Genomic DNA, 25828 nt, shown 5'->3' with positions numbered 1-25828 from the left:
TTTCATGTTAAATTACACGATTAGCATCGCGTCGCCGAAGCTGAAAAAGCGATACTTCTCTGCTACAGCTTGTTCATAGGCAGAAATGACGTTTTCTCTTCCTGCTAAGGCACTTACAAGCATAATGAGCGTAGATTTTGGAAGATGGAAGTTTGTAATCATTCCATCAATTGCTTTAAATTCATACCCTGGGAAAATAAAAATATTGGTCCAGCCTGAAGAAGCAACAAATTTTCCGTTATGCTCAGTTGCAATTGTTTCAAGAGTACGGGTAGAAGTTGTACCTACTGAAATAATGCGTCCGCCTTTTTCGCGTACGCTGTTTAGTAAAGCCGCGGTTCCTTCACTCACTTGATAAAACTCTGCGTGCATATCGTGCTCTTCTAAGTCGTCAACGCTGACTGGACGGAACGTACCTAATCCGACATGAAGCGTTAAAAATGCAATATGCACACCTTTTGTTTTTAACTGTTCAAGCATCTCTTCTGTAAAGTGAAGACCTGCTGTTGGCGCTGCTGCAGAACCTTGCTCACGGGCAAAAACCGTTTGATAGCGCTCTTGATCATCCAAACGTTCTTTAATATAAGGCGGCAGCGGCATTTCTCCTAACTGTTCAAGCACCTCATAAAAGATGCCTTCATAGTTGAATTCTAGCAAACGTCCGCCTTGATCGCTCGTTTCTTTACATACAGCAGTCAGACGTCCGTCACCAAACGAAATAACCGTTCCTTCTTTTACTCTCTTAGCCGGTTTTACAAGCGTCTCCCACGTATCGCCTTGTGTTTGTTTTAAAAGCAATACTTCAATATTAGCACCTGTATCTTCTTTTGTGCCAAATAAACGTGCAGGAAGAACACGCGTATCGTTTAACACTAAACAATCTCCTTCTTGCACATAATCAAGAAGGTCATGAAACATATGATGTTTCACATTTCCTGTTTCTTTGTTTAATACCATGAGTCTTGATGCATCTCGCTGCTCAAGTGGTGTTTGCGCAATCAATTCTTCTGGTAAATGAAAATCAAATAAATCTACTTTCAAAATGTTCACCTGTTTCTACTTAATTATTTAAACCTGCCAATTACATAAAAAATAAGTGATAACACAACGCTTACTAGGATACATGTCACAATCGGGAAATAAAAGGTTGTATTTCCTTTTTTAATAAAAATATCGCCAGGAAGCTTGCCAACGAACTGCCATAACAGCCCAATGACTACTAAAATGCCTCCTAATGTGATCAGCATCTTAGGCATATCATTCACTGATCAGGCACCTCCAGCTGAAAATGATCATAAACCAAAGGAGTCACAATTCGTCCTCGAGGCGTTCGCTGCAAAAAGCCAATTTGTAGTAAATAAGGCTCGTATACATCTTCAATCGTGTGAGATTCTTCACCAATAGTAGCTGATATTGTATCTAAGCCTACAGGCCCGCCTCTAAATTTTTCAATAATCCCTCTTAATAATTTATGGTCAATATGATCAAGACCTAAACGGTCCACCTGTAACATTTCTAATGCTTCAGTAGCAAGGGTTTCAGTTATAGCTCCGTCTCCTTTTACCTGGGCAAAATCTCTGACTCTTCGAAGCAAGCGATTCGCAATACGTGGAGTTCCCCTAGCACGCCTAGCCATCTCAAACGTCGCTTTCTGATCAATCTCTACATCTAAAATAGCTGCTGTTCTTTCTACTATCGAAGCAAGATCTTCTTCTTGATAGTATTCCAAACGGCTTAAAACGCCGAAGCGATCACGTAAAGGAGAAGATAAAAGCCCTGCTCTTGTTGTTGCACCTACTAGCGTAAACGGAGGCAAATCAAGACGGACAGAACGTGCACTCGGCCCTTTTCCAATCACAATGTCCAAACAGAAGTCTTCCATTGCTGGGTACAGTACTTCTTCAACTGAACGATTTAATCGATGAATTTCATCAATAAAAAGCACATCTCCAGGCTCTAAGCTGGTTAAAACCGCGGCTAAGTCGCCTGGACGCTCAATGGCTGGCCCTGAGGTCGTTCGGATTTGCACGCCCATTTCATTAGCGATAATAGTGGCAAGGGTTGTTTTACCTAATCCTGGAGGACCATATAAGAGCACGTGATCTAACGTTTCGCTTCGCATTTTGGCAGCTTTAATAAAAATGTCAAGATGGGATTTTACTTTATGCTGACCAATATACTGCTGTAAGGTTTGCGGCCGCAAACTTTGCTCGATGATTTCTTCTTCACCAAGAACATCTCCCGTTACAATACGATCGTCCATTTTACTCCTCCCTTACTTATTGTTTCAATAATCGTTTTAGCGCTTCTTTAATATACTGATCTGTTGTCATCGTTTCCTTCATTAAAGCTGGAACAATTTTTTTGATTTCTCTTTCTGCGTAACCTAATACTTTAAGTGCTTCAATCGCTTCATCGAGTGCTTCTGAACTTTGAGATTTGACTTCTTGTGCGTCCAAATCTGCAAATAAAGAAGGAACGGCATCTGGCACAATATCATGCAGCTTTCCTTTTAAATCTAGAATCATCTGTCGAGCTGTTTTTTTACCTACTCCTGGAAACTTAACTAAAAACTTCTCGTCTTCCTCCTCCACAGCTTGGACAACCTGCGCTGGATTACCTGACGCTAAAATAGCTAAACCGCCTTTTGGGCCGATTCCTGACACGCTAATTAACTTCATAAATAAATCCTTTTGTTCTCGCGAAGCAAACCCGTAAAGTGCAATTACGTCTTCTCTTACATATTGATAGGTGTAAACCGTTTTTGGTTGTTCATCAATTGAAAACACGTATGGATTCGGCGTAAAGACCTGATAGCCTATTCCGTTGTTTTCAATTACTATATACTCAGGATTTATATATGTAACCGTGCCTTTGATATAATCAAACAATAAGCTCTCTCCTTACTCACGTACGCGCGGGCAGTGACCTTCCATCTTACCTATGAAGAGTCCTGCCCGCATCGTTCTCTATTTTCCTTTACAGTTCCTTTTAAAAAGACGTTCAAGAGAACGTTCGCCTCTTTTCATCTTTCTCAACCCACTTTTACAATAGCTGTAAAAAATAGAACCGCCCACTTTTATTGATGAATGACCTTTTAAGTTATATACAATACTAGACTGCTGAATACCATTTTAACATATCGCCAAAAGCAAATAGAAGCAATTTAGAATGTTGAATTCAATAATTATTTTACCATACTAAAAAACGGCTGCTTGATCGAAAGCGGCCGCTGCTGGAGCTGATAGATTTTATAGAAATTAATGAGGGAAAGATATTCATCTTTTGATTGAACGCGAATACCTTTCTTTAATTGTTCATGCTGATAGCTTTCAAGCCTTTTGATGTCAATTTGAAAAAACGACTGTATAATGTGCTGCGACGAAGCTGGCTTGCCTTCAAATGCTGAGAGAATACCGTTAACAGAAAGCCCTACGTAGCCGTTGTCTTTTAAAATAGGTGAAATATCGTCTATGCTTGTTCTAAAAACTAGCTCTCGATCGGTTTCTTTAAGCAGTCGCCAATTTTTATATTTTTTCATTAATTGTTTTTTTGTCATAGAAGGGCTTTTGATCATCTCTTGACTTACGACTCCATCCACATACACGCGCTCAAGAAATAATGTCATCGGCTCCTTTTCATTCGCATCTGCACGGTATGGCATTATACAAAGCACAATACTTACTAACATTAAAAAAGCTGCTTGATGAATGACTTTCTTCACTCACCTTCACCTCACACGTTAATCATACTCTTTTTAGTATTATCTAAAAAGGTTTTGTGAAAATCTACACTAATAGTTTGACCTACTTATTTTCTTTTATCCTCTTATTTTATGAAGCGAATCCTTTTCACGATATTATGTTAAGAAAACATGGAGTATTTGTTACATTTGCACACTATTTGTAAAATTTTCTCTTAAACGTTTTAATTAAATTTTCGCAGGGTATGTACATAGTGGAAGTAATTGTAAGGACTTCTATTATCTATTTTCATAAAAAAGGGAGCTGAAGTAATGAGAATGAATAAACGTGTAGTCGGAACTTTTTTTTCAGAAAAAGAAGCTTTAGATGTTATCCATAATTTAAAACGTCAAGGTTATCGAGAAACAGACATCATGGTCATTTCTAATAGTAAAAGCAATACATTTCAAATAGGTCATGATACAAATGTAATTATTGAAGCTGGTTCGCCTGCCGTAAGTTCATTAGCTGGCGTCATGATGGATAACTTTTTTACCATGATGACAGGCGGCATGGGGCTCAAACAAGGAAGCGGCTTGAAATCAAAATTAATCCGCATGGGCATACCAGACATCTCAGCCGTGCAGTGCGAGACAGATGTAGCTGCTGGTAAAATTCTAATTTTGATAGATGCCGTAAGCTCTGAACAAACTCCAGCGTACGGAACCTATACGGAACACAACGAGCATAGAGCTGTCCAACTGCGTGAAGAAAAATTAGATGTCTTAAAAGAACGCGTTCAAGTAGGTGAAGTAAAACTCCACAAAAAAGTAATAGAGGAAGAAAGAACTGTACACGTTCCTGTTACAAGAGAAGAGTTTTATATTGAACGCCGCCCTGTAATTGACGGAGACTATAACGCTGGCCCACTTACAGAAGATGAAATTATTCGTGTTCCAATCATGGAAGAACGAGTAGAAATAACCAAAAGACCAGTTATTGTTGAAGAAGTAATTATAGGAAAAAAACTTATTCAAGAAACAAAAGAATGGACTGAAACGATTAAGAAAGAAGAAGCAAGCGTAGAACCTGATGGACTCGCGAGCCCTGAAGTATACGAAAATATGATGAACTATACAGACCATACTTACGCTCAAGTTTCTGCAGCTCTAGCAAGCGACGTGGAAGCTGAATACGAAAATAGTCAGACAACTAACAACGAGAAGCCAAACACACAAGCTAATAAGACAAGCTCTTCTGCAAAAAATGTTAAAAATACAAAGAGTGTCGCTACGGCACCAGCAGATACGAAAAAAAGAGAAGGTCGCCTCAAACAAAACGAAACTAACGCTCAAAATGAAGAAGCGGAATCTAAAACAACAAACAAATCTGCTTCTAACAAGAAAAATTAATAGTTACATGTTCGAGGAATAGCTGCCTGGCTTCAATGGCAGCTTTTTTATATGTATTCTCATCAAAAAAACAGCCGCCCTTCACAGACAGCTGCTTCTTCATTTAACGATGTTTATGATTGACATTCTCATCGACTGATTCAAATAGACCATTGAAATTAGTTTGAATCGTATTTCGGTCTTTTCCATTTCGAATATCGTCATCAAGAGAACGAGCATTCATAAATACATCGTGATCTACTTTTACTTGAACATTGTAGTCCTTCGCAATAGGCTTTACTTTATCGAGCACATTTTGTCTTAAACGGCCGTTATTTATGTCTTTGGCAGGATCCACAGCAACTAATAGCTGATCTCCACGGACAACGGCGCGACTATTTTCTACACCTTTAACGCTTGCAGCTCGATCAGCCACTTTTTCCGTAAAGTCTCTTGGATAATCTTCACCGTAATACATATTAGCCACGCCATTTGTACGATCATTTGTATTATTGATGTTTCCATAAGGGTTTGTCGGATTGTCAAAACGTCCATCACTTACGTTTAACGGATAATTAGGTGTTCCATTCCCATCTAAAACTTCAGTCATTGGACCTTTCGGATTATCTACGCGATGTTCATTCGCTTTTTCATTTGTATGATACCCAACAGGCTGTGTCGTATCTGTATAGCGTTGTTCCATACCTTGGTCTTTGTTATTGCAAGCGCCAAGTCCCATCATACATGCAAAAGCTAAAGAAGTTGCTACATACCTATTCAACATAATCGCCCCCTAATTTAAGCTCTATTTACTCTGAGCTTACTATTAGGATTAAAAGACAAGCCGTTTCTTATTCGATGAAGTGTTTATAAACTCTTTACATGTCATGTAGGTTTTGTAAGTGCTGGTAAATCAATCGATAAAACCGTGTACGCTGTGACCATTCTTCAACTGATTGCTGCATTAACCTTTGACGGTTTGCCCATGATAAAGCAGAGGGGTTTATATTCCAGTTTCTCATCAGCATCGATGGAAATAGCAAAGAAGCAAGAAAAAAACGCTGCTTGCTTAATTCTTTTATTTTCGAGTGTTGAAGTAGTTCTTTCATCGACCACTGGACGTAAGGCAAAAAGCGCTGGGCCAGCTGAACATAGTCATAAAGAGCAGGAGCTTTAGCCGCTAAGTCAAAATCAATCATAACAATACCCAAGTGGTTTGTTTTCAAGAAATTATGTGAAGCAACGTCACCATGAATAATGGAGTGGTTCAACTGACTATCTCTGAAACGCTCCATTAAAACTAAAGCTTTTTCCCCCCAAGTCACAATATCTTTATATACATGAAATTGATTACACTCTTTAAATATATACGACGTTTCTCGAAAAGAGGAAAGCCGCTTTTTCCATTTTAAAATAAGATCATATTCAGGAAGCTTTGTATACGCAGCTATTTTCTTTTTACGAACTTCTCCATGATAGCGGATCAATGTTTGTAATACCTCTTCCCGATCCTGAAAACTTTCGTACGTTATCTCTTTTACTTGCTTAACAAAGGGCATCATCGCCCAATACAAATGACGGTCCTTTATATAAAGTTCACCTTCTGGGTAAGTTTCAAAATTAACCGCATACCCCTGCTTAATTTGAGATAAAACGTGATAAACATGTTCAATTTTACCTTTGTCTCTGTATGCTTTTATTACTTTTCTTCCTTTATTCGTATCCGCGATGATGACGTGAGGCTTTTTCATACGGTAGGTCTCAACGTGAATATCTCTTTTTTTCAAATAGAGAAAGAGACGATTTAAATTAAAATCGTCTCGTCTATAATAATCAATCTTCATCTTCGTCGTACTCATCATATTCTGGAATACTAAATGCATTTGGGTCAAACGCAGGATACGGAGGTACACCAATCATGCCATATGGGGCTGGATAGAGTGCCCTTGGATCCTGAAAGCCGTAAGGTACCGGCTGCTGATACTGTGGATAAGGCTGCTGTGTGGCATAGTCGTCAGGTCTTGGTTCACCGCAGCCGCAGTCTCCTTGCTGCTGTGGGACATAGTGCTGCCCATAATGGTAAGGCACGTTTCCAAAACCTTCCGAAGAACTTTCATAATGTCCACCTGTCATGGCTCCCTGCACTTGTGGATACATCGGTGCTTGATGATAGGCCGGATAAACGGGCTGCTGATATCCCCATGGAGGCGGACAAGGAGAGCATTGTACCGGTCCATAGCAGCTGTGTGGCATCATTGGATACATTGGCATCGGTGCCATATGAGCACCCATTGCATGTTCTTCAAACGATTCGTTTTCATAACCGTGATGATACATTGGAGCCTGTTGATACATTGGCATTGGATACGGCTGTGGTGCATACATTGGCGGATGACACGGCATATAATTAAATCCGTAGCCTGGCATCACAGGCGATATCGGCGTGATTGGATAACATGGCATTTGAGGAGGCATTTCGATACTCTCCATTTCAGGACTTTCTGGCGATTCATGCTTTGGCAGTTCTTTTGGCGCTTCTTTTTTTGGAGCCTGCATCGCCATATTAACCGTGTAATAGTTGTTAATATCAATCTCAGGTGCAATTGGCTTTAATTTAGGAAGCTTTGGCGCAACTGGCATTTCTTTTTTAGGCTGAACAATTGGTGCTTCTTTTTTAGGCTGGGCGACCGGCGCTTCTTTCTTTGGCTGCGCAATCGGCGCTTCCTTTTTCGGTTGAGCAATCGGTGCTTCTTTTTTAGGCTGGGCAATTGGTGCTTCTTTTATCGGTTGCATAAACGGTGTCTGAGCAGGCTGATTAGCTGATTTATTGTCATCTGAACTTTCATCAATTTCCGTTACTGGATAAGCTTTAGTGGATTGGTCACTATAAGGGTGTTGAACTTTAGGCATTTCTTTTATACCAGGTGAAGGAGCTCCTTCTTTTTGAACAGGCACTCCGCTTGTCGGCACTTTAATTTTCATTCCAGGCATGATCATGTCTGGATTGCTTAATTGAGAATTCGCTTTTTTTAACTCTTCAAAATTAACCCCATACTTTTCAGCGATTTTCCAAAGGGTATCCCCTTTTTGAACGATATGGATTTTCAACGTCATTCCCCTCCCGAGTAGAGTCTCTGCCATCTATATGTGCAAAATCAAAGTAAGTTCTGTTTGTTCATCACAAGATATGCCTTGAACCATTTTTTTATTCATTTTGCCCACAGTTTGGTTCAAGTTTTTATGATAAAGAAAAAAAGACTTATCAACACAAACAATATGTCAATAAGTCTTCTTTTAGACCTTCTTTGTTTAATTGTCTTAAAAATCTTTATGCTCGTTCTAGCATATTCGTTAGGGCTTTGATAGCACCTTCTGCTGTATGTTTATCCACCTTGATTTGATTTACTTCTTTTCCTTCTTCGATGCTTTCTAAAGCCCACAGCAAGTGAGGCAAATCAATTCGGTTCATCGTCAAACAAGGACACATATAGGGATTAAGTGAAACAATTTCTTTATCCGGATGACTGTTGATAATCCGTTTCACTAAGTTCATTTCCGTGCCAATGGCCCATTTAGAGCCTGAAGGAGCTTGTTCAATTGTATCAATAATATATTTTGTAGAACCTGCATAATCTGATTTTTGCACCACTTCATGGGAACACTCTGGATGAACAATAATATTCATCCCAGGCTGCTTCTCGCGTAAATAATCAATATTTTTAACCGTGAAATTTTCGTGCACAGAACAGTGACCTTTCCATAGAATCACCTTGATGTTGTTTATATCGCCTTCATATTCAAGCATTTCTTCAATAGGATTCCAAATGGCCATTTCATCTAGTCCAACACCTAAATCATAAGCTGTGTTTCTGCCCAAATGCTGATCTGGTAAAAAGAGAATGCGCTCTTTTTTAGAAAATGCCCACTCCACCATATTTTTTGCATTTGAAGATGTTACTGTTGCACCATCATGTTCGCCTACAAAAGATTTAATTGCAGCTGTAGAATTTACATACGTAAGCGGAATAATCGTATCTCCGAAAAGAGCCTGCAAGACAGGCCATGCCTTTTCTGTTTGCTGAATAGTAGCCATATCAGCCATTGAACAGCCAGCTCGCATATCGGGTAAAATGACTTTTTGGTTTTCATCTGTTAAAATATCAGCTGTTTCTGCCATGAAGTGAACGCCGCAAAACACAATATGCTCAGCTTCTCTATTTTCAGCCGCTATTTGAGCCAGCTGTAAGGAGTCTCCTACCGTATCTGCAAACTCGTACACTTCGTCTTTTTGATAATGGTGGCCGAGCAGAAACAATTTGCTTCCGAGTTTTTTCTTGATTTCTAATACTCTTCTTTTCATTTCATTTTCTGTGAGCTCCGTATATTTAGCGGGCAGCGTTTGCTGCTGAAGCGTTTGTAATAAACTCATCATTTTCTGTTCCCCTTTCTGTTAATAAGTCCAAGCTGATATCGATAGACCCTGCTGAATGCGTTAAAGCTCCAAGTGAAATATAGTCCACTCCGCTGTCTCTAAAAGAATGGAGCGTGCCAAGCGTAATTCCACCGGATGCTTCTGTGACAATATGAGCGGGAACCAGCGGTATCCAATCTTTAATGACTTCTGGAGAACAGTTATCGAACATAATGACATCTGCTCCTGCCTCTATTGCTTCTAGCAATTGACTTTTATTTTCAATTTCTACTTCCACCTTAACCATATGTCCAAGCTGATCTCTTACTCTCACAACAGCGTCTAGAATAGATCCTGCATGTGCAATATGGTTATCTTTTAACATGACGCCATCGTACAAGCCAAAACGATGATTATAACCTCCTCCAGCACGAACGGCATACTTCTCTAACATTCGCAGACCAGGCGTTGTTTTTCGCGTGTCACATATGCGGGTATGTGAGCTGCCAAGCATCGCTACGGCTTTGTGCGTCATCGTGGCAATGCCGCTCATTCTTTGAAGTAAGTTTAAAATTACCCGTTCACCGGTCAAAATAGATCGCACGGATCCTGAAACGGCAGCTATTTTATCTCCAGGCTTAAGAACATCTCCATCTTTTTTTTCGAAATCCACTTTCACATTAGGGTCTATTAAATGAAATCCTTCTTTAATCAATTCCACTCCTGCGATAATACCTGATTGCTTTGCCGTAAACACAGCCTTCCCTTGGTCAGACGGAGAAAAAATAGCTTCACAAGTTATATCTCCATCTCCAATGTCTTCTATAAAAAAAGACTGCAACAGTGTTTGTAATTTCAACGTGTTCATTATGCTACCTCACCTTTCTTTTTAGATTTCCTTGCTTATAAAATCAATGATTGTTTTGTTGAAGCGGCAGACTGCTTAATAATTCGCTTATGCTCCCACTCTTGCTTTTCATGTGGAAAGTCACTTCGGTAATGACCTCCTCTACTTTCTTTTCTTGCAAGAGAGGACTCGGCAATAAGCAGACCTGCAGTTAGCATATTGCAGATGGTTGCAGCTTCCCTCGAATATATAACTTCTTGATCAAGAGGTATTCCATCCAAATAATTTGTGAATTCATGCACAATGGTAGCCAATTCGTTTTCATGACGAATGATTCCTACACAATCCATCATTTTATGCTGAATTTGTCTTGTGGCAGGCAGGATTTTAGGCATGCCTTTATAGACGTAACGAACGGGAGTATAACGAGATACCGTTCTCGCTTTATGTAAAATATGACGCCCTGCCCGTTTTCCGAATACAAGACACTCTAACAATGAGTTGCTTGCTAGACGATTTGCTCCATGAACGCCTGTAGAAGAAACTTCCCCCACGGCATACAATCCTTCAACACTTGTTTGTCCGTAAGCATCTACTTCAATTCCACCCATTAAAAAATGTGCGCCCGGAGTAACAGGTATTCGTTTTTTGTCCAATTGAATTTTATACTTTCGACACAGTGCCGTAATCGTAGGAAATTTTTGTTCAAAATGAGCCACTTTTTCAATGTCTAAAAATACGGATCTTCCTTTTTTCATTTCATTAAAAATCGTCCTTGCTACAACATCTCGCGGTGCTAAATCCTTAAAGAGATGAACGCCTTCCATTATGCGTTCATTCCATTCATTTACCAGTACACCACCTTCACCTCGAACCGCTTCGGATACTAGACCTTTCGCTTCCTTTTGATACAAAAGGGTCGGATGAAACTGAACAAATTCTAAGTCCGCTAATTTTGCTCCAGCCCTGTACGCAAGCGCTAGCCCATCTCCTGTCGCAAGCGGCTGGTTAGATGTATGCTTGTACAAAGCGCCGATTCCTCCGGTAGCAATAATGGTTTGGCGAGCATAATATATAGTAATTTTGTTGTTTTCACCTTGTCCGATAGCACCTCTACACGTTCCATCTACAGTTACTAAATGCTGAATCATTTCGTTTTCAATCACTGTAATATATGGCAGTACTTCTTTTTTCAAAAAAGCGAACAGCGCTTGTCCTGTTGCATCCCCACCTGCATGCAAAATACGATTGACACGATGGGCTCCTTCTTTTCCAAAATGCAGCGTACCATCTGGATTTTTATCAAACTTCATTCCTTTATGAATCAATTCATTTACTACAGCCGCACCTTCTTCCACTAAAGTGCGTACCGCTTGTTCATTGCAATGCTTATTGCCCGCAATCAACGTATCATAGAGATGTTCACTCCAGTGATCGCTGCTTCCAATAGCAGCTGCTACTCCGCCTTGAGCAAGAACTGAGTTATTGCGGTCAATTTTCCCTTTCGTTACCATTACAACTCTGTTATGACGACACAGTTCATAAGCTGCAGAAAACGCTGCTAATCCGCTTCCAATAATTAAAACATCCGTCTCTAACATTTTACACCTCTTTATTTACATGTGTCTTGACACCTATATTTACATATTATTAAATGAAAGACAAGAAGTTTTTTTATCGGGGGGAGAAAATGATTTATCTGGACTATGCAGCAACAACGCCAATGAGACAAGAAGCAATTGAGGTATATACTGAAGCGGCAACGAGCTATTATGGAAATTCCAGCAGTCTTCACACACTTGGAACACAAGCAGAGAATCTGCTTACACTATGCAGAAAAAAATTAAGCCTGTTAGTAAATTGCCGAGAGGATGATCTTTTTTTTACAAGCGGGGGAACAGAAGCTAATTACTTAGCTATTCACTCTCTTTTAAAAGGAAACACTAGCAAACGAAAACATTTGGTTACAACGAAGCTTGAACATTCTTCAGTTCTTCATACGTTGCAGCAGCTTGAAAAAGAAGGCTTTTCCTTATCTTACGTACCTGTAGATCAAAACGGCGTTGTGTCTGTAGACGACTTAAAGAAGACGATTCGACCTGACACTGTGCTAGTAGCCATTCAGCATATCAATCATGAGCTCGGTACAATTCAGCCAGTTGAGGATATTGGCCATTTTTTATCTAAAAAAGAAATTCTCTTTCACTGTGATTGTGTTCAATCTTTCGGTAAGCTTCCTATTGATGTTAAAAAGCTGAAAGCTGATAGCATCTCAGTTTCTAGTCATAAAATTTACGGACCAAAAGGTGTAGGAATGGTATACATGAATTCAAGTTCTTCTTGGAAGCCTATTTACCATAAAGCAACTCATGAAAAAGGCTTTCGCCCTGGGACTGTAAATACCACAGGCATTACTGCCTTTACTGCAGCAGCTGAATGCGCATATGCAGAAATGAAGACCGCTCAAAGCCATTATGAGCGCTTAAAATCGTACTTACTGGAAAAACTAGAATCTCTTGCTCCTTTTATAGAGGTAGAAGGCCTTGGGAACTCTCATTTTCCTGGAATTATTGGACTGACATTTTCAAACATACAGGGTCAATATGTTATGTTACAATGTAATCGTCACGGAATTGCTATATCTACGGGAAGTGCCTGCCATGTAAATCAGCAGGAACCATTAGCTTCTTTACTTGCGATTGGCAAATCGACTGCGAATGCTAAGAACTTTGTACGTCTTTCATTTAGTCAACATTCAACGTTTAAGCATATTGATCGACTCATATCCGTTTTTCATTTATTACAGCAAGAATTTATGACAGTGTAAAAGGAGGGATTAAAGGTGCCAGGAACTCAAAAAAAAATTCTTGGAGAAGAAAGAAGAGAACTTATTCTACAATGGTTACAAACAGAGAATAAACCAATGACGGGCAGTGAGCTTTCGAAAAGAACAAACGTTAGCCGCCAAGTCATTGTACAAGATATTTCGCTGCTTAAAGCTAAAAATGAGCCCATTATCGCAACAAGCCAAGGATATATTTATATTCAAAATCCATCTCAAACTACCGTGCATCAGCGAATTATTGCCTGTCAGCATACGCCAGAAGATGCTGAAAAGGAGCTTCTCCTGCTTGTTGACCACGGCGTTCTCGTAAAAAATGTAACCGTTGAACACCCTGTGTATGGTGAATTAACGGCTTCCGTTATGATTCAAACCCGAAAAGAAGTAGAAACGTTCATAAAAAAAATTCAAGAAACAAACGCAACTTATTTATCTCAGTTAACAGAGGGGATTCACCTTCATACGATTGAAGCAGATACAATTGAAAAACTGAATGCTGCCTGCTTAGCTCTTGAAGCGGAAGGTTATTTAGTTTCGAATGAGTAAAAAGGTGTTATAACAAAAAAAATCCCGCTTTAAAGCGGGATTTCTGTTTCAAGTAGTGTATGAGGATAGCTTCCTAACAGCTCTACGCTACAGCCTAGTGCCTCAAGTTCAGCCATAGCCCCAGGGATTAATACTTCATCCATTTTTTGTTCAATATCAACGATAAAGAAATAGTTTCCAAGCCCTGTTTTCATGGGACGGGATTCAATTTTAGACAGATTTAGCTTACGCCAAGAGAAAGCTGAAAGCACTTGATGAAGCGCTCCTGCCTGATCAGATGGAAGTGTAATCATTAACGTTGTCTTGCACCCGTTTCCAGCTAAAAATGGCACCTCTTGCCCTCCATCTTTATGCAAAATAACAAATCTTGTTGTATTATGATCATAATCATGAATGTTCGGGCAAGCAATATGTAATCCATATTCACGGGCTGCTAATCCATTCGCAATAGCTCCAATATTAAGCTCAGGGTGTTCGCTTACATATTTAGCAGCAAACGCCGTTGATGTCATCTCTTCTACTGCAGTTGACGTACATTCTCCGTGTAAAAATTTATGACACTGCGCAATTGCATGAGGATGAGAATAAATCGTTTCAATGTTTTTCCACTGTTCTGCATGAGATGGATGAACCATTAAATGCTGACGAATTGGAAGCACAATTTCTCCAACAATCGGCAGACGACGTTCATGAATGAGATAATCAAGTGTTAAATTTACAGATCCTTCAAGTGCATTTTCTAACGGTACAATTCCATACTCAATTTCTCCTTTATCCACTGCATCAATGCATGCTGGAATTGTTTTGTATGGAATATGGTCGTGCTGTTTAAATACGCCTTGGACGGCCACATGTGTAAATGTTGCCTTTGGTCCTAAATATCCTACTTTCCCCACAATCATGCCTCTCCTTATCTATATCTGTTTACCATTATGCCCCTGAACCAAGCACGTCCACTTTATCTACAAACTCTAAGCTTTTCAGTCTTCGCAGCATTTCATTTAACTCAACACTCATACTTGCTGTATCTAATGAAAGAGTTACGTTGGCACGCCCTTGTAAAGGGATGGTTTGGTGAATTGTTAGAACATTGCATCCCGATGATGCAACGGTGCTCAATAAATGTGATAAAGTTCCTGATCGATCTTCAATATGAAAAAACAGTGAAATAATGCGCTGTTTGACAACCGTCTGAAACGGAAAGACCGTGTCGCGGTACTTATAAAAAGCACTGCGACTCAAGTCTACGGCTTGTACAGCATCTGCTACCGACTCAGCTTTTCCCCGTTCAATTAACAGCTTCGCATCCAATGTTTTTTTCATCGCTTCTGGTAATACATCTTCGCGAACTAAATAAAACTGCTTATCGCTCTTATGCAAGTAAAGCCCCTCCCCTTATCCTATGAACAACAATTAGTCGATAAATTCAAATTCATATTCAAACAGCTTTACAATGTCGCCATCTTTTGCTCCTCGTTCACGAAGGGCTTCATCGACGCCCATGCCTCGAAGCTGGCGCGCGAATCGACGAACTGATTCTTCACGTGAGAAGTCAGTCATCTTGAATAATTTTTCGATTTTTTCACCGCTTAATACGTATGAGCCATCGCTATCACGCGTAATAACAAATTCCACTTCTTTCTTTTCATGCTTGTACAGTACGCGGTGCATAGATAGATCTTCCTCTTCTTGCATTGGGAATTCCGGCGTCGTTTCTACAAGATCAGCTACTGTAAATAACAGTTCGCGGATTCCATCACGCGTTGCCGCAGAAATTGGAAAGATTTTCACTTCGTCCCCTACTTTTTCTTTGAATGCAGCTAAATTCTCTTCGGCTTGCGGGATATCCATTTTATTTGCTACCACTACTTGCGGACGTTCCGTTAAACGCATATTATACTGACGCAGCTCTTCATTAATAGTTAAGTAATCTTCATATGGATCACGGCCTTCTAAACCTGACATATCGATTACATGGACAATCACGCGGGTACGTTCAATGTGACGTAAAAACTGATGACCTAATCCTACACCTTCATGTGCACCTTCGATTAGCCCTGGTAAATCTGCCATCACAAAACTGCGACTATCTTCTGTCTCAACTACTCCCAAATTCGGATTAATTGTTGTAAAATGATATTCAGCAATTTTTGGCTTTGCAGCAGACGTTACGGATAATAACGTTGACTTTCCAACACTTGGGAAACCAACTAATCCTACATCGGCTAATACTTTTAATTCAAGAATGACATTTCTCTCTTTACCTGGCTCTCCATTTTCTGAAAGCTCCGGTGCTGGATTTGCAGGTGTAGCAAAACGCGTATTCCCACGCCCTCCGCGTCCACCTTTAGCAATCACTGCGCGCTGGCCGTGCTCAACTAAATCAGCAATCGTTTCGTTCGTATCTTCATCCAACACAACGGTACCTGGTGGAACTTTTACAATCATCGGCTCAGCGTTACGTCCGTGCTGTCCTTTTGACATTCCATGTTCACCACGGCTTGCTTTAAAGTGACGCTTATAGCGGAAATCCATCAGCGTACGTAATCCTTCTTCTACTTCAAAAATGACATCTGCACCGTGACCACCGTCACCACCTGCAGGACCTCCTTTTGGTACGTACTTTTCGCGACGGAAGGCAACCATTCCATTTCCTCCGTCGCCACCTTTTACATATACCTTGACCTGATCTACAAACATTTCTTTTTCACTCCGTTCTATATCTTAGCTCTTGCCATAGCAAAAGCGCTTTTAACTTATTGTGAGCATAAGGCTAAATTCATCTTCAGACATATGCTGTTCAACTAATGCAACTCCTTGAGCGCACTCATAACATTGTAGCTTGTTTTGTAGCTTCTGTATATCTGTTAGTATTCCACTAAAGTCAAAAAAGAAACGAATTCCCTGTTCTTCAATGCATACTGAAATACTCAAATAGTTTTCTGCATGATAATCAACATATTTTTCGAGTGCTTCTGTCAAATAGCAACACCAGTTGTATACGAACTCATCGTATTGTGATAAATCCTTCAATTCTCCAAGCACTTCCACATCTAAGCGAACAGCATGGTTATTCCAATGATAGGTCATAACAAAGCCCGCAAACAGTCGCATATTGATGTTTGTTAACTTGGATTCATGTTTGGATTCATTTACAATTTCTTCAATGATTTCATTCGCTCGATCAAGCCGATTCAACGCTAGATTGCCTTTGATTAATTGCAGCTTATTTAACCAATCATGCCGCGCGTATCTTAATACCTCTACGACATCCCATTCTTTTTCCATCTTAGCACTCCTAACTTTGACTCGAGCATAAGTATTTCACAACGCTGACAAACATCTCGTATCAATCTTCTTAGATATGTTCGATTATAACAAATTCCAATGGGTAATAGGTGAAATATTCTACAAAAAGAAAACTCTAACCTACTTGGGTTAGAGTTTTCTTTTTGTATCTTATGCTTCTTGAGCAACAGGGTATACAGATACTTTTTTACGGTCACGACCGAAACGTTCAAATTTAACGATACCGTCGATTTGAGCGAATAAAGTATCATCTCCACCACGACCTACGTTTGCACCTGGGTAAATTTTAGTACCGCGTTGACGGTATAAAATTGAACCACCAGATACGAATTGGCCATCAGCACGTTTAGCACCAAGACGTTTCGAGATTGAATCACGACCGTTTTTAGTACTACCTACTCCTTTTTTAGAAGCGAAGAATTGAAGGTCTAATCTTACTAACATGACATCCACCTCCTGTTTAGTTGTCGTTAATTTTTATATAATTACTGTAATCTAATTCGATCGTTTTCAGTGAAACAACCATACCTTCTAATAGCAATTGAATCTGTTCCAATGTGAACGAATCCACATCTTTCGGAATCTCACAACGGAGATAGCCACCATCTCCACCTTGCTCTAAGTGCGGTTCAACCCCACTTATTGAAAAGATAGCATTAATTGTTCCAAATGAAACTGCAGATGCTCCCGCACAAACAAGATCTTTTCCGTGTTCGGAAAAGTCAGCATGTCCACTCATCGTAAACCCGTCAACTTTCTTATTTGCATCACGAGAAATCGTCACCTTAATCATTTGTTATAATTACGCGTTGATAGCGTCGATTACAACTTTTGTGTAAGGTTGACGGTGACCTTGCTTACGACGATAGTTTTTCTTTGCTTTGTATTTAAATACAGTGATCTTTTTAGCGCGACCTTGTTTTTCAACTTTAGCCGTAACTGTTGCACCTTCTACGAAAGGAACACCAACTTTCACGCTGTCGCCACCTACAAATAATACTTTGTCAAAAGTAACTGTTTCGCCTTGTTCACCAGCAAGTTTTTCAACGTAGATTGCTTGACCAGCCTCTACTTTAATTTGCTTACCACCAGTTTCAATAATTGCGTACATTCTCTGCACCTCCTCTAAAAACTAAGACTCGCCATCACAGGTGTTCAAGTGAACTTAAAACCTGTTCTGAGCGGTTGTAGCACGGGTGCTACAAACCAACATACTAAATCTTACTACAAATCAAAGGTTAGTGTCAATTGGAATTCATGTTTTCTTCTAAAAATTTATATAGAAGCAGAGACCCTTTTTTGAATCTGCTCTTTCGACCCCAATTGACGCAAAACAAATGCGTTTGTATAATCATCGCTTGGCGTAAGATATACGGTTTTTTTAACCATTTTCTCTAGAGCTTTGAGAAACCCTTGAGCTTTCATTTCATTTATAACATCACTTCGCGTCTCAATCCAAATAGCCTCTTCTTCCGCGCCGCGATGTTCCCAAATTACACGTTCAATTTGAAAAGCAACCGTTTTGGAATCAATCATTTTACCGGTTCCTTCACATACTTCACAAGGCATAGTTAATGTTGACCCAATGCTATTGCGCACTTTCTTCCGCGTTAATTGCAATATGCCGAGCTCTGTAAAGCCAACTACATTCGTCCGCACTTCATCTTGTTCACATAGCTTTTTCATGTACCTTTCTACTTCTGTCCGATCTTCTTTATGAGACATATTTATAAAATCAATTAAGATCATGCCGCCTAAGTGACGTAATTGCATCTGTTTGGACAGTTCATACGCAGCTTCCATATTTGTTTGAAGCATCGTCTTTCGAATATTATCTTTTCCGGAAAACTTCCCCGTGTTCACGTCTACGACCGTCATCGCTTCCGTTTCGTCAATAACGATATAACCTCCACTTTTGAGCCACACGATTCGCTTTAAAAGCTTCTCTATTTGCCGTTCCACATCATAAAAGGAGAAAATATTTTCATTTCCTTTATAGTACTCTATTGACGAGTTAGGGTAGGCAGCTTGAAGATGCTGATATAGGTCAAAGTCATCTACTACTATCCCGTCAATTCCTTGTTGAAGTGCAGCTTGCACTCTTGTTTCGAGAAAATCTTGTCCTTTGCTGACTAGGGCAGGAGCTTTCATTCCCTGTGTCTGTCGTTCAAGGCGCTCATATTTCTTCTGTAGCTCTTTTATTTTGTGTTGGACCGCAGCTTCTGATTTTTCCTCAATCGCTGTTCGAAATAAAAAGCCTTCCATCCCCTGTTTTAACCGCTCGCCAAGCTGTTTCCACTGTTGGCGTTTTGGCTCATCTATTTTTTTGGATACAGCGACATAGTTTCCGTGCGGTAAATATACAAGCTCATCAGAAGAAAATTCAATAATACCCGTCAGCTTCGGCCCTTTTGTTCCAATGCCTTCTTTTACAACTTGAACCAATACTTTTTCTCCTTCACGAATAAAAGCAGACATCGGCTGCTGATCCTTGTGAGGATTATCTGACTGCTGATAGGATACAAGTTCATTTCGATGAATAAATCCGTTCATTGATAAACCAATATCGATAAAGGCTGCTTGCATATTCGGCAGGACTTTTACGACTTTACCCCAATATATATCACCAATAATTTGATTCTCGCTTTGTTCTTCTAAATATATTTTTTCTAGTGTTTTATCGTTTATCACGGCTATACGTTTGGAAGAAGTAGCCGCGTTAATGATACATGCCTTCACATACATTGCCTCACTTTAATCTAAATTCATAGGAAAAAGTTCGGTCAGTGCAACCGAACTTTTTTCATTTTATTCTATGTTACTAGAAATCAGTAAACTGTTACAAGTTCATCTAGTGGGCTATTTGTTCTTTTTTCTACAAAGTAAGCGTGTAAAAGTTCATTTTCATCAATTTGTACATGCTCGCCTGTTTGAGATGTAGCAATAATCATATGCTTACAACCTCTTTGGAATTTTTGCAGGACTTGATGGAGCGTCTCACTGGTTGATACACTTAGCGTTTTTAAAGCTCCAATTGGATGCTCTTTTCCATGATACCTCTCCAACAAAAAGCGCATGTAGACAAATTGCCTGCTCTTCCATTCCAAATATCCGGATATAATTAAAAATGAAATAACAATCCATAAGTGCAGCTGAAAAGGATGCATAATGACGGCGTAGATAATACCGATAGCTAAAAAAAACGTTGATAACCGGAGTGCAAGCTTATGCGCTTCTAAAAATGGTAAAGAACGACTGCACATTAAAAAAAGCAGCTTCCCTCCGTCCAATGGCCAAATGGGCAAAAGGTTAAACAGTAAAATTACTGTGCATTGAAACATAAATTGCTCATACGTTTCCAAAGACAACACATTTATTTTCATTAATAAGAAAGCAGCTCCAAACATCCAAAGATGCTGAAGAGGTCCACTTATTGTCACAATAAACTCTTCTCGAAATGGACGATTACCATGTTCATCTACTTCTGCTACTCCTCCAAAAGGTAAGAGCATAATTCTACGAATTCGCCAAGAAAAACACTGAGCCGCTACGGCGTGGCCCAGTTCATGAATAATTACAATAATAAATAACAAAAAAAGCTGCTTTACCGTAGCCGTTAAGATACCAATTACGAAAATTCCCCAAAACAATGGATGAATGTGAATTTTCATCAATAACGAAAAAGCACTATTCAAATTGAATCACCTGACTAGGATCCACAAACTTATCGCCTTTTTTAATAGCAAAATAGAACGTTCCAGCATCGCCTTTTTTACTGTTTTCCACAATTCCTACTTCTTTGCCTTTATTCACAAAATCATACATGCTAACATTGATTTTTTTGAGCTGTCCATACCAAGTTTCAGTTCCATCGGCATGTTGAATAATAACCGTATTCCCAGTATCATCACGTTTTCCTACATACCTTACAATACCTTCACTCATTGCTTCTACAACAGAATCCACTCCTGTTTGAACCGTCACCCCTTGCTTACTTTGAGCAAATGTTTCCGTTACTTTCCCTGAAGCTGGAGTAGCGTATTCTCCGCTTACACTTTGCTCCGTTTTGCTAGACTCCTTATTCGGCAGGAGCGTTAACGGCTTCCCAAACTTATCTTCATACCAAGAGGAAACAGCTGCAAACTGAAATTCTTTATCCATTGTTTGTTGAACCACCACTCTGGCCTGTTCAAAAGCAGGAGAAGCGTTCTTGAACATAATCCCTACAATTAACACTAAGCAGGCCGAAGCTAAAATTTTAAATAAAAAGCGTTCTTTTCGAAATAATGGGTGATATTCCTTTGCTGATGGTGTGTATTCAACCGCAGAATAATCCATCGATCCATATTTTTCTTCTTCACTCATTAAGGACGTATGAAGAGGTTCTTGAGGAAGACGCTTCGTTGTATTTAATTGTTTTCGCTTGCGCTCAGCAATTCGTTTACGGATTTCATCAGCACGTCGATTCATGATTCATCATTCTCCTTGTTCTTATCGTATAATCAACTATATGACTTGTCCGTGGAGCTTATGACAGCTTGACTCTACAAAATCACACAAATAAAAAAAGCTTCCTCTATCGGAAGCTTTTTAAGAACGAACACCAAAGAATCGTTTAATACGTGCAAACATTCCCTTATCTTCTTCATCTAACGATTGAAGAGGAACCGTTTCACCTAGAATACGTCTTGCAATATTACGATATGCAATTGATGCTTTGCTTGATGGATCCATGACAATTGGTTCACCGTTGTTAGAAGCACGAATAACATTTTCATCGTCAGCAACGATTCCAATTAAATCAACAGCCAGAAGCTGAGAAATTTCTTCCACGTCCAGCATGTCTCCATTTTTCATCATATGACTACGGATTCGGTTAATAACCAGTTTTGGAGATTCGATATCCTCTTGCTCCAATAATCCAATAATACGGTCAGCATCACGAACAGCTGAAACTTCCGGTGTTGTCACAACGAGTGCCTTATCAGCGCCAGCTACGGCATTCTTATAGCCTTGTTCAATACCAGCTGGGCAATCAATAACCACATAGTCATAGTCTTGCTTTAACTGAAGAACTAACTCTCGCATTTGTTCTGGTTGAACAGCTGTTTTGTCACTCGTTTGAGCAGCAGGAAGTAAGTACAAACATTCAAAACGCTTGTCCTTAATCAAGGCTTTTTGCGGTTGGCATCGACCTTCTACCACGTCTACAAGATCATAAATAATACGATTTTCAAGCCCCATTACAACATCCAAGTTGCGTAAGCCGATATCAGTGTCTACTAGACACACGCGCTTTCCAGCTAATGCTAGAGCAGTACCTAAATTGGCTGATGTCGTTGTTTTTCCAACTCCACCTTTACCAGACGTAACAACAATAGCCTCTCCCACTGTCAAATTCTCCTTTCTACCCTGGTCAAATTCGGTCTTAGATGCGGTAAAGCTTGCACGCGATCTATCACCATTTGATCATTATCATCTAAGTATGCACATTCCATTATATTCTCTTCCTTCTCACTGCGCTCTTCTTCTGATCGGGTAATGATATCAGCAATGCGCAGCTGTGAAGGTTTCATTAACGATGCAGCAATAACGGCGTTTTTATTGCCGCGATATCCTGCATGAGCAATCCCTTTTAAAGCACCTAATACAAATAAATTTCCTCCAGCTACAACGGTTCCTCCGGGATTTACGTCTCCGACTAGAAGCAAATCGCCTTCTACATGGAGAACCTGTCCTGAACGAACTACCTTTGTAACAGATACTAATTCACTTTCTTCTCTTACTCGGACTGCATCTTGCTTTAAAATAACGTTACTATCAATTTGTTTAACTACTAAATACTGATTTTCTTCTATGAGCGCCTTCAATTCGGTTTCCTGCTCTGTAGTTAAATAACGATTTCCGATTTTGACATACACTGTGACGATTTGATCGGCATCGCCATGCTTATTTGTCAAAAGCTTCGTCTTAAGTTCCGTCAAAAGCTCTGCAAATGAACATGTATCATTGAGATGCAACGTTAATCCATCTTTTGTTCCTTTAATTGTCACATTTTGTTGCTTTTGTTTATTCAAGACGCTCACCTCAACGAATATATAATTTCGACAGAGACTTACTCAATTCCTTTTTTTCGTTTCTTCAATCAGCATTTTTATCACATCACGAACGAGAAGCGTAATATATTTTCGGATCAGCGTTCATCGATAAATTTAGCGAAATATTGAAAACATCTTTGAAGCGGAAATGCAAAAATGAGTGCAAATATGGCATTTAAAATGATGGTTGCGTAAAATCGCTCTTGCAAGAAGCGACCAATGGTCATATCGGATATATTAATAATGCTATTAATTCCATATACATAAAACTCAATAATGGCTACAGCTAATAGCGACATGCAGATTACGATAAGCGTATTTTGCTGAAAAATCTTCATTAGTTTTGATACGATATAGCATACGGCCGGCAATCCAAGCGCGTATACTCCTAAGACATCCGTAAAGGCAATATCGTACATGAATCCAAGGATTACCCCATATAGCATCGCTTGCTTTGGGTGATAATACACTGCCATAAAAGCCAGTACCACTACAACAAAGTGAGGCGATAGAATCCAGTCTCGCCATGGTGATGCCATGGCGACAAAATTAACAAAGATACTTTCAAACATAAAAACGACAAGCACGAGAATAGGAAGGACAAACCGCTTCATCAGTTAGCCTCCTCCGCCCCTAAATCGTCTTCAGCAGCGGGCGCACTTCTTTTAGCTACAACTACGTTATCTAAGTCATACAAGTCAGCAGCAGGTTTGATATAAGCTTTTTTCGTTAATCCATATTCATCAGGCTCAATTTTTGTGATAACGCCAATTGGAAGATTGCTAGGAAAAATGCCGTCTTCTTGTCCTAGACCGGACGTTACTACTTTTTGCTTTTCTTTAATATCAGCATCAAAAGGAATACGACGCATAACAAGCGCCTGTTCTTTATCATCATAGCCTTCAATTAAACCAAACACTTCTTTTTTAGCCTGAATTTTAGCAGATACACGGTTTGTACGATCTGATGAACTAATTAACTGCACAGTAGATGTGAACTTAGATGCATGCTTCACTTTACCAATCAGCCCTTCAGGAGTCATAACAGCCATATTTTCCTGTACATTATGAACCGTCCCTTTATCAATGGCAATTACCTCATGCCAACGATCTGGATTACGAGCAATAACTGTTGCTTCGATTGGATTGTATTGACTTAAATCCGTTTTTTTGTCGAGCTGTGCTCTTAATTTTTTATTTTCTTGCTGCAAAGCGTTGGCTTTCGTTTCTAATTGCATGCGTTCGTCTAAACGGGCTTTTAATACCTCGTTTTCTTCGTATGTACGCTTTAAGTCACCTACATTCTGAAAGAAACCCGCTACAAATTGTGCGGGTTCATTAAAGGTAGCCTGAACAAGACCAACCGTATCTTTGACAAACTGCTCAGGCCACGTTACATTTTTACGACCATTTAACGAAAAACCAATCAATGCCACTAATACAATAATACTGACCAATAAAATAACTAAACGTTTATTTAAGAAAAATTGTGGCACGATCTACACCTCTTAATATTTAGCGATATGAATCGCTTGTACGATTTTTAAATAAATCAATGTGTTCTAACGCTTTACCAGTTCCAATTGCAACACAGTCAAGCGGATCTTCTGCGATGACAACCGGCATATTTGTTTCTTCACTAATAACTTTATCTAAATTACGTAGCAATGCGCCACCGCCTGTTAATACAATACCGCGATCCATAATATCTGCCGCAAGTTCAGGTGGTGTTTTTTCTAATGTACTTTTTACTGAATCGACAATAGAAGCCACTGTATCTTTTAGCGCTTCTGCAATTTCTTCTGCTGAAATTTCGATTGTTTTCGGTAGACCTGTTAGTAAGTCACGTCCGCGAATTTCCATGTTTTCAATACCTTCTGGAATTCCGGCAGAGCCGACTTCTACTTTTAATGCTTCTGACGTACGCTCACCGATCATTAAATTGTAATTCTTGCGAATATATTGAATAATCGCTTCATCCATCTCGTCCCCAGCGATACGGATTGACTGACATGTTACGATTCCGCCTAAAGAAATAATCGCAACTTCTGTTGTTCCTCCACCAATATCTACTACCATACTTCCCGTTGGCTCCCAAACCGGTAGATTGGCGCCAATTGCTGCAGCAAACGGTTCTTCAATTGTATACGCATCACGCGCGCCAGCCTGACGAGTCGCATCAATAACGGCACGCTTCTCAACAGCTGTAATGCCAGAAGGTACACAAACCATTACATACGGCTTACCCGCAAACAAACTTTTTGTTTTTTGAGCTTGATTGATGTAATATTTCATCATCGTCGCAGTTGTTTCGTAATCTGCAATAACTCCATCTTTCATTGGACGAAGGGCTACTACGTTCCCAGGTGTACGACCAATCATATTTTTTGCATCGTTACCTACCGCAACGATTTGTTTTGTATCAGTTTGCAAAGCCACAACAGACGGCTCACGCACAACAATTCCTTTTCCTTTTACATAAACGAGCGTATTTGCAGTACCCAAATCTATTCCAAGGTCTCTAGTACCGATTCCAAACATGTGTCTCTTCCTTTCTCTTACCAAAATGCAAAGGTAAAAATTCCATAATTCAATTTCTTCATTTCATAAGTAACATTTTTTATTTTCTATACTTTTTTCATAGATGTCAACGCCAAATATTGTATGATAAAAAGTCATACTTTGTCTATTAATAACGAATG

The 25828-nt window shown here is 39.6% G+C and carries 29 protein-coding genes and 1 other annotated feature; of the genes, 3 read left to right on the top strand and 26 right to left on the bottom strand.

The genetic code is table 11. The annotated features are described in order from the left end of the window. Positions 1–12 precede the first annotated feature (12 nt). From queA to AC1VNJ_RS01285, 5 genes are all read right to left on the bottom strand, one after another. The gene (gene queA / locus AC1VNJ_RS01305) at positions 13–1041 is read right to left on the bottom strand and encodes a tRNA preQ1(34) S-adenosylmethionine ribosyltransferase-isomerase QueA (protein WP_028411696.1); all 1029 of its coding nucleotides are present in this window, start codon (positions 1039–1041) and stop codon (positions 13–15) included. 23 nt (positions 1042–1064) lie between these two features. After that, a complete protein-coding gene (locus AC1VNJ_RS01300; RefSeq protein WP_028411697.1) occupies positions 1065–1265 on the bottom strand; it encodes a DUF2905 domain-containing protein in 201 nt (66 codons plus the stop codon). Then, complete coding sequence (gene ruvB, locus AC1VNJ_RS01295; RefSeq protein ID WP_028411698.1) at positions 1262–2263, bottom strand: Holliday junction branch migration DNA helicase RuvB; 1002 nt, start codon at positions 2261–2263, stop codon at positions 1262–1264. The genes AC1VNJ_RS01300 and ruvB overlap by 4 nt, the downstream gene beginning before the upstream one ends. Before the next feature lie 16 nt (positions 2264–2279). Further along, a complete protein-coding gene (gene ruvA, locus AC1VNJ_RS01290) occupies positions 2280–2891 on the bottom strand; it encodes a Holliday junction branch migration protein RuvA (RefSeq protein WP_028411699.1) in 612 nt (203 codons plus the stop codon). 296 nt (positions 2892–3187) lie between these two features. Beyond that, positions 3188–3724, bottom strand: coding sequence for a BofC C-terminal domain-containing protein (locus AC1VNJ_RS01285; RefSeq protein ID WP_028411700.1), 537 nt, complete (start codon positions 3722–3724; stop codon positions 3188–3190). 291 nt (positions 3725–4015) lie between these two features. On the opposite strand from AC1VNJ_RS01285, the gene AC1VNJ_RS01280 reads away from it, so the two are divergent. After that, positions 4016–5095: a YsnF/AvaK domain-containing protein gene (locus AC1VNJ_RS01280; RefSeq protein ID WP_028411701.1), complete on the top strand. Its 1080-nt coding sequence runs from the start codon at positions 4016–4018 to the stop codon at positions 5093–5095. 103 nt (positions 5096–5198) lie between these two features. Here AC1VNJ_RS01280 and AC1VNJ_RS01275 read toward each other — a convergent pair whose 3' ends face one another. The 6 genes from AC1VNJ_RS01275 to nadB form a co-directional block, all read right to left on the bottom strand. Continuing rightward, complete coding sequence (locus AC1VNJ_RS01275; RefSeq protein WP_033579658.1) at positions 5199–5858, bottom strand: YhcN/YlaJ family sporulation lipoprotein; 660 nt, start codon at positions 5856–5858, stop codon at positions 5199–5201. A gap of 94 nt (positions 5859–5952) precedes the next feature. Beyond that, a complete protein-coding gene (locus tag AC1VNJ_RS01270; protein WP_325077292.1) occupies positions 5953–6918 on the bottom strand; it encodes a phosphotransferase in 966 nt (321 codons plus the stop codon). Next, positions 6908–8188, bottom strand: a complete 1281-nt coding sequence (gene safA / locus AC1VNJ_RS01265; RefSeq protein ID WP_482640259.1) for a SafA/ExsA family spore coat assembly protein — start codon at positions 8186–8188, stop codon at positions 6908–6910. The genes AC1VNJ_RS01270 and safA overlap by 11 nt, the downstream gene beginning before the upstream one ends. A gap of 214 nt (positions 8189–8402) precedes the next feature. Beyond that, positions 8403–9503 carry a quinolinate synthase NadA gene (nadA, locus tag AC1VNJ_RS01260; protein ID WP_482640360.1) on the bottom strand — a complete coding sequence of 367 codons (1101 nt, stop codon included), beginning with the start codon at positions 9501–9503 and terminating at the stop codon, positions 8403–8405. Continuing rightward, positions 9460–10353, bottom strand: a complete 894-nt coding sequence (gene nadC / locus AC1VNJ_RS01255) for a carboxylating nicotinate-nucleotide diphosphorylase (RefSeq protein WP_033579656.1) — start codon at positions 10351–10353, stop codon at positions 9460–9462. The genes nadA and nadC overlap by 44 nt, the downstream gene beginning before the upstream one ends. Before the next feature lie 35 nt (positions 10354–10388). Beyond that, complete coding sequence (gene nadB / locus AC1VNJ_RS01250; RefSeq protein WP_028411707.1) at positions 10389–11933, bottom strand: L-aspartate oxidase; 1545 nt, start codon at positions 11931–11933, stop codon at positions 10389–10391. 89 nt (positions 11934–12022) lie between these two features. On the opposite strand from nadB, the gene AC1VNJ_RS01245 reads away from it, so the two are divergent. Continuing rightward, positions 12023–13159, top strand: a complete 1137-nt coding sequence (locus AC1VNJ_RS01245; protein ID WP_482640258.1) for an IscS subfamily cysteine desulfurase — start codon at positions 12023–12025, stop codon at positions 13157–13159. Between the two features lie 15 nt (positions 13160–13174). Beyond that, positions 13175–13720 carry a transcription repressor NadR gene (locus tag AC1VNJ_RS01240; RefSeq protein ID WP_028411709.1) on the top strand — a complete coding sequence of 182 codons (546 nt, stop codon included), beginning with the start codon at positions 13175–13177 and terminating at the stop codon, positions 13718–13720. A gap of 29 nt (positions 13721–13749) precedes the next feature. Here AC1VNJ_RS01240 and pheA read toward each other — a convergent pair whose 3' ends face one another. The 15 genes from pheA to AC1VNJ_RS01165 all read right to left on the bottom strand — a co-directional run bounded on the left by pheA (position 13750) and on the right by AC1VNJ_RS01165 (position 25667). Beyond that, entirely contained in the window at positions 13750–14622 is an 873-nt protein-coding gene (gene pheA, locus AC1VNJ_RS01235; RefSeq protein ID WP_028411710.1) for a prephenate dehydratase, read from the bottom strand. Between the two features lie 28 nt (positions 14623–14650). Beyond that, complete coding sequence (locus AC1VNJ_RS01230; protein WP_028411711.1) at positions 14651–15100, bottom strand: ACT domain-containing protein; 450 nt, start codon at positions 15098–15100, stop codon at positions 14651–14653. 33 nt (positions 15101–15133) lie between these two features. Then, positions 15134–16420: a GTPase ObgE gene (obgE, locus tag AC1VNJ_RS01225; protein WP_034265523.1), complete on the bottom strand. Its 1287-nt coding sequence runs from the start codon at positions 16418–16420 to the stop codon at positions 15134–15136. A gap of 51 nt (positions 16421–16471) precedes the next feature. Beyond that, entirely contained in the window at positions 16472–17008 is a 537-nt protein-coding gene (locus tag AC1VNJ_RS01220) for a Spo0B C-terminal domain-containing protein (RefSeq protein ID WP_013085118.1), read from the bottom strand. 171 nt (positions 17009–17179) lie between these two features. Continuing rightward, complete coding sequence (gene rpmA, locus AC1VNJ_RS01215; protein ID WP_013059335.1) at positions 17180–17473, bottom strand: 50S ribosomal protein L27; 294 nt, start codon at positions 17471–17473, stop codon at positions 17180–17182. Positions 17474–17489: 16 nt separating this feature from the next. After that, positions 17490–17822: a ribosomal-processing cysteine protease Prp gene (locus tag AC1VNJ_RS01210; protein ID WP_013059336.1), complete on the bottom strand. Its 333-nt coding sequence runs from the start codon at positions 17820–17822 to the stop codon at positions 17490–17492. A 9-nt stretch (positions 17823–17831) separates the two neighbouring features. After that, a complete protein-coding gene (rplU, locus tag AC1VNJ_RS01205) occupies positions 17832–18140 on the bottom strand; it encodes a 50S ribosomal protein L21 (protein ID WP_013059337.1) in 309 nt (102 codons plus the stop codon). 14 nt (positions 18141–18154) lie between these two features. Then, positions 18155–18226 (bottom strand) — a sequence feature (ribosomal protein L21 leader region). Between the two features lie 78 nt (positions 18227–18304). Further along, the gene (locus tag AC1VNJ_RS01200) at positions 18305–19774 is read right to left on the bottom strand and encodes an Rne/Rng family ribonuclease (RefSeq protein WP_049166226.1); all 1470 of its coding nucleotides are present in this window, start codon (positions 19772–19774) and stop codon (positions 18305–18307) included. Between the two features lie 83 nt (positions 19775–19857). Continuing rightward, complete coding sequence (locus AC1VNJ_RS01195) at positions 19858–20724, bottom strand: M50 family metallopeptidase (RefSeq protein WP_033579652.1); 867 nt, start codon at positions 20722–20724, stop codon at positions 19858–19860. After that, on the bottom strand, positions 20717–21499 hold the full coding sequence (locus AC1VNJ_RS01190) for a M23 family metallopeptidase (RefSeq protein ID WP_028411716.1): 783 nt from the start codon (positions 21497–21499) through the stop codon (positions 20717–20719). Before AC1VNJ_RS01190 ends, AC1VNJ_RS01195 begins: the two co-directional genes overlap by 8 nt. 120 nt (positions 21500–21619) lie before the next feature. Next, a complete protein-coding gene (gene minD / locus AC1VNJ_RS01185; RefSeq protein ID WP_013059341.1) occupies positions 21620–22420 on the bottom strand; it encodes a septum site-determining protein MinD in 801 nt (266 codons plus the stop codon). Between the two features lie 2 nt (positions 22421–22422). Further along, positions 22423–23106, bottom strand: coding sequence for a septum site-determining protein MinC (gene minC / locus AC1VNJ_RS01180; protein WP_028411717.1), 684 nt, complete (start codon positions 23104–23106; stop codon positions 22423–22425). A 116-nt stretch (positions 23107–23222) separates the two neighbouring features. Beyond that, on the bottom strand, positions 23223–23741 hold the full coding sequence (gene mreD, locus AC1VNJ_RS01175) for a rod shape-determining protein MreD (protein WP_014458115.1): 519 nt from the start codon (positions 23739–23741) through the stop codon (positions 23223–23225). Continuing rightward, complete coding sequence (gene mreC / locus AC1VNJ_RS01170; RefSeq protein WP_013059344.1) at positions 23741–24622, bottom strand: rod shape-determining protein MreC; 882 nt, start codon at positions 24620–24622, stop codon at positions 23741–23743. The genes mreD and mreC overlap by 1 nt, the downstream gene beginning before the upstream one ends. A 19-nt stretch (positions 24623–24641) precedes the next feature. Then, positions 24642–25667: a rod shape-determining protein gene (locus AC1VNJ_RS01165; RefSeq protein WP_013059345.1), complete on the bottom strand. Its 1026-nt coding sequence runs from the start codon at positions 25665–25667 to the stop codon at positions 24642–24644. Positions 25668–25828 lie beyond the last annotated feature (161 nt).

Source organism: Priestia sp. 3CA3 (assembly GCF_056836725.1).
This window is presented reverse-complemented; position numbering and strand designations above follow the sequence as displayed.

Coding starts and splice junctions, on each gene's coding strand:
- AC1VNJ_RS01245 (WP_482640258.1), top strand. CDS start 12,023: ATGATTTATCTGGACTATGCAGCAACAACGCCAATGAGACAAGAAGCA.
- ruvB (WP_028411698.1), bottom strand. CDS start 2,263: ATGGACGATCGTATTGTAACGGGAGATGTTCTTGGTGAAGAAGAAATC.
- AC1VNJ_RS01280 (WP_028411701.1), top strand. CDS start 4,016: ATGAGAATGAATAAACGTGTAGTCGGAACTTTTTTTTCAGAAAAAGAA.
- AC1VNJ_RS01275 (WP_033579658.1), bottom strand. CDS start 5,858: ATGTTGAATAGGTATGTAGCAACTTCTTTAGCTTTTGCATGTATGATG.
- AC1VNJ_RS01270 (WP_325077292.1), bottom strand. CDS start 6,918: ATGAAGATTGATTATTATAGACGAGACGATTTTAATTTAAATCGTCTC.
- safA (WP_482640259.1), bottom strand. CDS start 8,188: ATGACGTTGAAAATCCATATCGTTCAAAAAGGGGATACCCTTTGGAAA.
- nadA (WP_482640360.1), bottom strand. CDS start 9,503: ATGAGTTTATTACAAACGCTTCAGCAGCAAACGCTGCCCGCTAAATAT.
- rpmA (WP_013059335.1), bottom strand. CDS start 17,473: ATGTTAGTAAGATTAGACCTTCAATTCTTCGCTTCTAAAAAAGGAGTA.
- mreD (WP_014458115.1), bottom strand. CDS start 23,741: ATGAAGCGGTTTGTCCTTCCTATTCTCGTGCTTGTCGTTTTTATGTTT.
- AC1VNJ_RS01220 (WP_013085118.1), bottom strand. CDS start 17,008: ATGGAAAAAGAATGGGATGTCGTAGAGGTATTAAGATACGCGCGGCAT.
- nadB (WP_028411707.1), bottom strand. CDS start 11,933: ATGTTAGAGACGGATGTTTTAATTATTGGAAGCGGATTAGCAGCGTTT.
- AC1VNJ_RS01210 (WP_013059336.1), bottom strand. CDS start 17,822: ATGATTAAGGTGACGATTTCTCGTGATGCAAATAAGAAAGTTGACGGG.
- AC1VNJ_RS01165 (WP_013059345.1), bottom strand. CDS start 25,667: ATGTTTGGAATCGGTACTAGAGACCTTGGAATAGATTTGGGTACTGCA.
- AC1VNJ_RS01200 (WP_049166226.1), bottom strand. CDS start 19,774: ATGTATGTGAAGGCATGTATCATTAACGCGGCTACTTCTTCCAAACGT.
- rplU (WP_013059337.1), bottom strand. CDS start 18,140: ATGTACGCAATTATTGAAACTGGTGGTAAGCAAATTAAAGTAGAGGCT.
- nadC (WP_033579656.1), bottom strand. CDS start 10,353: ATGAACACGTTGAAATTACAAACACTGTTGCAGTCTTTTTTTATAGAA.
- obgE (WP_034265523.1), bottom strand. CDS start 16,420: ATGTTTGTAGATCAGGTCAAGGTATATGTAAAAGGTGGCGACGGAGGA.
- pheA (WP_028411710.1), bottom strand. CDS start 14,622: ATGATTGTGGGGAAAGTAGGATATTTAGGACCAAAGGCAACATTTACA.
- AC1VNJ_RS01190 (WP_028411716.1), bottom strand. CDS start 21,499: ATGAATCGACGTGCTGATGAAATCCGTAAACGAATTGCTGAGCGCAAG.